Source organism: Mucilaginibacter sp. P4_G9 (assembly GCF_056400985.1).
Genome location: NZ_JBFUKF010000334.1, coordinates 1 through 5,481, shown reverse-complemented (window position 1 = coordinate 5,481; position 5,481 = coordinate 1). Strand labels below are relative to the sequence as shown.

At 41.5% G+C, this 5,481-nt stretch carries 5 protein-coding genes; 2 read left to right on the top strand and 3 right to left on the bottom strand.

Features of this window, described 5'->3' with window-relative positions:
• Positions 1-168 precede the first annotated feature (168 nt).
• Entirely contained in the window at positions 169-750 is a 582-nt protein-coding gene (locus AC1DPZ_RS21030; RefSeq protein WP_477407097.1) for a nitroreductase family protein, read from the bottom strand.
• 84 nt (positions 751-834) lie between these two features.
• The gene (locus tag AC1DPZ_RS21025; protein WP_477407095.1) at positions 835-3,267 is read right to left on the bottom strand and encodes an alpha-ketoacid dehydrogenase subunit alpha/beta; all 2,433 of its coding nucleotides are present in this window, start codon (positions 3,265-3,267) and stop codon (positions 835-837) included.
• Positions 3,268-3,403: 136 nt separating this feature from the next.
• Between AC1DPZ_RS21025 and AC1DPZ_RS21020 the strand changes: the two genes are divergently transcribed.
• A complete protein-coding gene (locus AC1DPZ_RS21020) occupies positions 3,404-3,802 on the top strand; it encodes a DUF1573 domain-containing protein (protein ID WP_477407093.1) in 399 nt (132 codons plus the stop codon).
• A 373-nt stretch (positions 3,803-4,175) separates the two neighbouring features.
• Here the strand turns inward: AC1DPZ_RS21020 and AC1DPZ_RS21015 are convergent, their stop codons facing one another.
• The gene (locus AC1DPZ_RS21015; RefSeq protein ID WP_477407091.1) at positions 4,176-4,646 is read right to left on the bottom strand and encodes a hypothetical protein; all 471 of its coding nucleotides are present in this window, start codon (positions 4,644-4,646) and stop codon (positions 4,176-4,178) included.
• Positions 4,647-4,789: 143 nt separating this feature from the next.
• On the opposite strand from AC1DPZ_RS21015, the gene AC1DPZ_RS21010 reads away from it, so the two are divergent.
• On the top strand, positions 4,790-5,481 hold a 692-nt coding region (locus AC1DPZ_RS21010; RefSeq protein ID WP_477407089.1), incomplete at its 3' end, for an aminotransferase class I/II-fold pyridoxal phosphate-dependent enzyme.

Genomic DNA, 5,481 nt, shown 5'->3' with positions numbered 1-5,481 from the left:
CCAAAATACAGAGCGGATTTGCAAAGCTACTCTGCATAGTTTGGGATTGCTTCGTTCGCAATGACGCGTGGATATGTGCTTAATTAGAAGTCTAAAACATTAATAAATCAAATTTAAACAGCTTCTTAAGCCGTCCTTTTAGTGTTATCAACCAGTAATCGATTTACCTTATTTCACCCATTTTACCTTGTTTTCGAGGAGGATGTTTCTTTTTCCCTCCGGGCGATGATCGGCATAACCAAGATACAATGCCCCTATTACCTGGTCTTCATCGCGCAGGAGTAAGAAATCTTTCATGACTGGCTTTAGTATTAAGCCGCCGGTGCTCCAGAACGAAGCCATATTTAATGCTGTAGCACCAAGTAATATATTTTGAACAGCGCTGGAAACAGCCGCAACTTCTTCAACAGGGGGAATTTTTGGCAAGTCGCCACGCTGCATAATAACAATAATTATATGCGAAACCTTATCACCCTGGTGAAGCAAATTATTAAAAACAGTTTCATTAAAATCTTCGGGGATTACACTTTGTTTATATAATTCTGCATGTTGCTGGCAAAACTTGGCGGGGTTTTCGTATACAACAAAGCGCCAGGGTTCGGTAAAACCGTGGGTAGGCGCCCAATCGGCAAGCTCAAGCAAAGCTGCAATGTGGCCGTTTGGCGCTTTATGCCCGTTCATCATATTGGGTTTGATGCTGCGGCGTGTTTGTATGATATTGGATATGGTTAAAAAATTGGTAGAATTCATAGTGCTTGTAATTGAAAGAAAACGCTCTCCCCAACACGTCATTGCGGTACCAAGCAATGACGGTATTATAAAGTTCTTATTTTGTTAATAAATCGCCGGAAATTTAGCCGGGTTCGCCTCGCTCATAATAGCATAAACAGCCTCAACAATATCATCAAACGATGGCTTGCTAAAGTAATCACCATCGGAGCCATATGGAGGGCGGTGCTCTTTGGCAGTCAGCGTCCTGGGTTGCGAATCCAATGAATAATATCCTTTTTGCTCTTCTACTATTTGTTGAATAATATAGGCCGAAGCAGCTCCGGGTACATCTTCGTCAACAACAAGTAACTTGTTGGTTTTCTTTAATGAAGCACTACAAACATGCTCTGTATCAAAAGGATATAATGTTTGCGGATCAATAACTTCAACGTGAATGCCCATCTTTTCCAACTCTTCGGCGGCTTCTAAAACGATGCGTAAAGTTGAGCCGTAAGATACAACCGTAACATCGGCACCCGCTCTCATGATCTCCGCTTTGCCTAAAGGCACGGTAAACTCACCAACATTAGTGGGTAATTTTTCCTTTAAACGATAACCATTAAGGCTCTCGATAACCAACGCAGGCTCATCCCCACGCAACAGGGTGTTATACATACCAGCTGCCTGTGTCATATTGCGCGGTACACAAATATGAAAACCACGCATCGAACTTAATATCATACCCAATGGCGAACCCGAATGCCAGATACCTTCCAGCCTGTGCCCGCGGGTACGTATAATAAGCGGCGCTTTTTGTCCGCCAAAAGTGCGGTAGCTCAGGCTGCCAATATCATCACATATAACAGTTATGGCGTATATAAGGTAATCAAGGTATTGTATCTCGGCTATTGGTCTTAAGCCACGCATAGCCAGCCCCATACCCTGCCCTATTATAGTAGTTTCACGAATGCCGGTATCGGTAATACGCACGTCGCCATATTTGCTTTGCAGCCCGGAAAATCCCTGGTTAACGTCGCCTATAGCACCTACATCTTCACCAAACGCAACTATCGTTTTATCGCGCTCAAAGTTGGCATCAAAACAGGCGTTTAATACCTCGCGGCCATCAATCAACCTTGCATCTTCATTGTAGGTAACAGGCACCACCGGAACGTACAAAGGTGATTGCGGAGTATCGGAGAAAAGTTTGGTATTATAACGGACGTTATTTTTAGCGTTCTCGGTATTTAACCAATCAACCAATATTTGTCGTTCTGCAGAGTCTTCGTGTACAGTAGCCCTAAGGGTTTTACGTATGGCCGATACAATATCCTTGCGCCCGGCATCATAGCATTTACGCAACGTGCTTACAATATCTGCAACCTTATCTTTAACTGAAACACCTTCCGCAAATTGTTCAATCAGTTTCGCGGCTTCCTCCAGTTCGGTATTGATTATGTTTACCACTTCGCTGGCTGCTTCACGCTGGCACTCACGTACATATTTTTTTGCTTCGGCTTCCAGTTCATCCAACTCCTGTTCTGTCGAAATAGCCGATGTTACCATCCATTGGCGCATTTTCAACAGGCAGTCGTTTTCATCCTCCCAGGCTAAACGCTCTTTTGTTTTGTAACGTTCATGCGAGCCGGAGCTTGAGTGGCCTTGCGGCTGCGTCATCTCAATAACGTGTATCAATACCGGCACGTGCTCTTCCCGGCATAAAGTTATTGCACGGGCATAGGTTTCGCAAAGCGCAATGTAATCCCAGCCTTTTACTTTAAATATTTCAAAGCCGTTTGAGCCATTTTCGCGCTGAAAACCTTTCAATATTTCTGAAATATCCTCTTTAGTTGTTTGAAGTTTGGCCGGAACAGAAATGGCATAAGCATCATCCCATATAGAAATAGCCATTGGTACCTGCAATACACCTGCGGCATTAAAGGTTTCAAAAAATACACCTTCGGATGTTGCTCCGTTACCTATAGTACCAAAAGCAACCTCATTGCCATTAACAGAAAATTGTTTAAGGTATTCCAGCTCTTTATTCTGACGGTATAATTTTGAAGCATAAGCCAACCCCAGCAAACGTGGCATATGACCGCCGGTGGTTGATATATCCGATGAACAATTCATTGTTTCGGCCTGGTTTATCCAGCTGCCATCGGCATTTACAAAACGGGTTGCATAATGGCAATTCATTTGCCTGCCGGCAGATGAGGGATCTTTCTCTACATCGGGATGAGCATAAAGCTGTGAAAAAAACTCTTTAAGGTTGCTCATACCCGTAGCAAACATAAAAGTTTGATCGCGATAATAACCCGCACGCCAGTCGCCTGCGCGAAATGCCTTTGCCATAGCCAGTTGAGCAACCTCTTTACCGTCACCAAAAATACCAAACTTAGCCTTGCCGGTTAAAACTTCTTTCCTACCTATTAAACTGGCTTGCCTGCTTTCGTAGCCAATACGGTAATCATCAATCACAATCTTTTTAAAATCATCAAAACTGAGCTCAGCAGAATCAAATTTACTGGTCGCACGTATTGCTGTTCCGGGCATATAAAATTTTGTTTAGACGGTAAAATTATAAAATTCTATTCTGTAATTGGTATAGTAACATTTAAAACATGAAGTAACACCAATAGTTTTGTTATTACATTAAACCTTTTATATTTGTGTTAATCAAATATAGCATATGAAAAAGATATTAATGATCTGCGCAGTGGTTTTAGGTTTTGCCTTTACTGCATCGGCACAAGATAACCAAAAAGCCGAGTTTAAATTTAACGAGGAAAAGCACGACTTTGGTAAAGTACCACAAGGCACGCCCGTTACCACTGTTTTTGAATTTACCAATATTGGCAAAGAGCCACTTATACTTACCGAGGTAAGGCCAACCTGTGGTTGTACCATTGCGGATTACACCAAAACTCCCGTAAAAAGCGGCGATAAAGGAACAATAAAAATCACTTATAATGCTGCTGTTGCCGCACCATTTAACAAAACAATAGTTGTTAAATCAAACGCTGTTACACCAGAGAAATATTTGAATATAATTGGCGAAGTTGTTGCTAAACCAGCATCGAGCAGGTAAGCCCCACCCAAACCCTCCCCGGAAGGGGGGCATAAAGAAAATATTGAACACCGCTTTGCGGTGTTTTTTTTGCTTTTATTTTGACAATGCTAATGCACAGAAAAATAAAATAGTCGCCCCTTACGGGAGAGATTTAGAGGATCGCTTTTAAATATTTAGAGGCTCAAACGCCAGAAAAATCTATTAAATGAAACTGCCTGGCACAGCATATTGGGCAATAGTTGATAAACTTGTTCTATTTTATTCAAAATTATTCCCAAAAAGCGAAGGCAAAACATACACTCATAAAGAGGTAGTATTTAAAGTTTGCATAATGGCTTTTGTTGAATGTATTTTGATTGGACAAATTTTATCTTCTTTGTAACCAAATAAATCATTTGCTGCGTGGTCTATAAATATCCTGCACAAGCATTTTTAGGGTTGTATTGCCAACGTTTTTTCCAGAGTCTGACAGTGGGCCACTAATCAGTGCCATGCCTGTTGGCAAGGTAAGTGTGTCCTGCCTTCCTACTGCCTTAATAAATAAAGCAATTTTTCCACCTTGAAGAACATAGACAGTATGATCGGGATGATTATRTAGTGCCCATGACTCTCCAGGCTTTACGGTAAACACGTACATTTTTATATTCAACGTATCACCGAGCTTTTTTGTAAATTGTGGGCCTACAGTTAACGCGTCCATAGCCGGATCATAGGCAGGCATGGAAGAAGTGTCATTTTTAGTAACAATTGATGCTGTATCCTTTTCATTTTTTCCCGAAGTTGTTGCCGGTTCATTACAGCCAATAAGAAATAAAGCTGAAGCCAACACCAAAAAATGGATGTTGTTTGTAATTTGTTTCATGGCTAAATTTTTTAAAATGGATAAAAAGAAAAGTAATTTACAAAAATTATTTTATTCAAAAAATACTTTTCGCCAATAAATTAATTTTCAAACTGAGACACTACCCGATTTAGAGAGGGCAGTTTTTTTTACTAATTTTGCATATGCCAAAAGTATCTGAAAAAGGGCAGCGCATGCCCGCGTCACCTATACGCAAATTAACACCTTATGCCGACAAGGCTAAGCTGGACGGCAAAAAAGTGTACCATTTAAACATCGGCCAGCCTGATATTGAAACACCGGAAGGCATGCTGAATGCCATCAAAAATATCGATTTTAAGGTGTGGGCCTACACCGCATCCGAGGGCACTTTAAGCTACCGGAAAAAGCTTACAGAATACTATAACAAACTGGGTTACAATATTACACCAGAGGATATTATTGTTACTACCGGCGGATCTGAAGCCATTACCATCGCTATGATGGCATGTTTGGATTCGGGCGACGAGGTAATCATCCCCGAACCTTTTTATGCCAACTACAACGGTTTTGCCAGCCAGAGCGATATTGTGGTAAAACCCATCCTATCGTACATCGACAATGGATTTGCCTTGCCCTCCATCAGCGAGTTTGAAAAACTGATCACCGATAAAACCAGGGCCATTATCATTTGTAACCCTAATAATCCTACCGGGTATCTTTATTCGGAGCACGAGCTGGAAGAATTAAAGGTATTGGCCTTAAAATATGATCTGTACCTGTTTTCGGATGAAGCTTACCGCGAGTTTTGTTATGATGGCCGCACATTCATTTCGCCAATGCACCTGGATGGCCTGGAAGAAAACTGGAAGAAAAC

Coding starts and splice junctions, on each gene's coding strand:
- AC1DPZ_RS21030 (WP_477407097.1), bottom strand. CDS start 750: ATGAATTCTACCAATTTTTTAACCATATCCAATATCATACAAACACGC.
- AC1DPZ_RS21025 (WP_477407095.1), bottom strand. CDS start 3,267: ATGCCCGGAACAGCAATACGTGCGACCAGTAAATTTGATTCTGCTGAG.
- AC1DPZ_RS21020 (WP_477407093.1), top strand. CDS start 3,404: ATGAAAAAGATATTAATGATCTGCGCAGTGGTTTTAGGTTTTGCCTTT.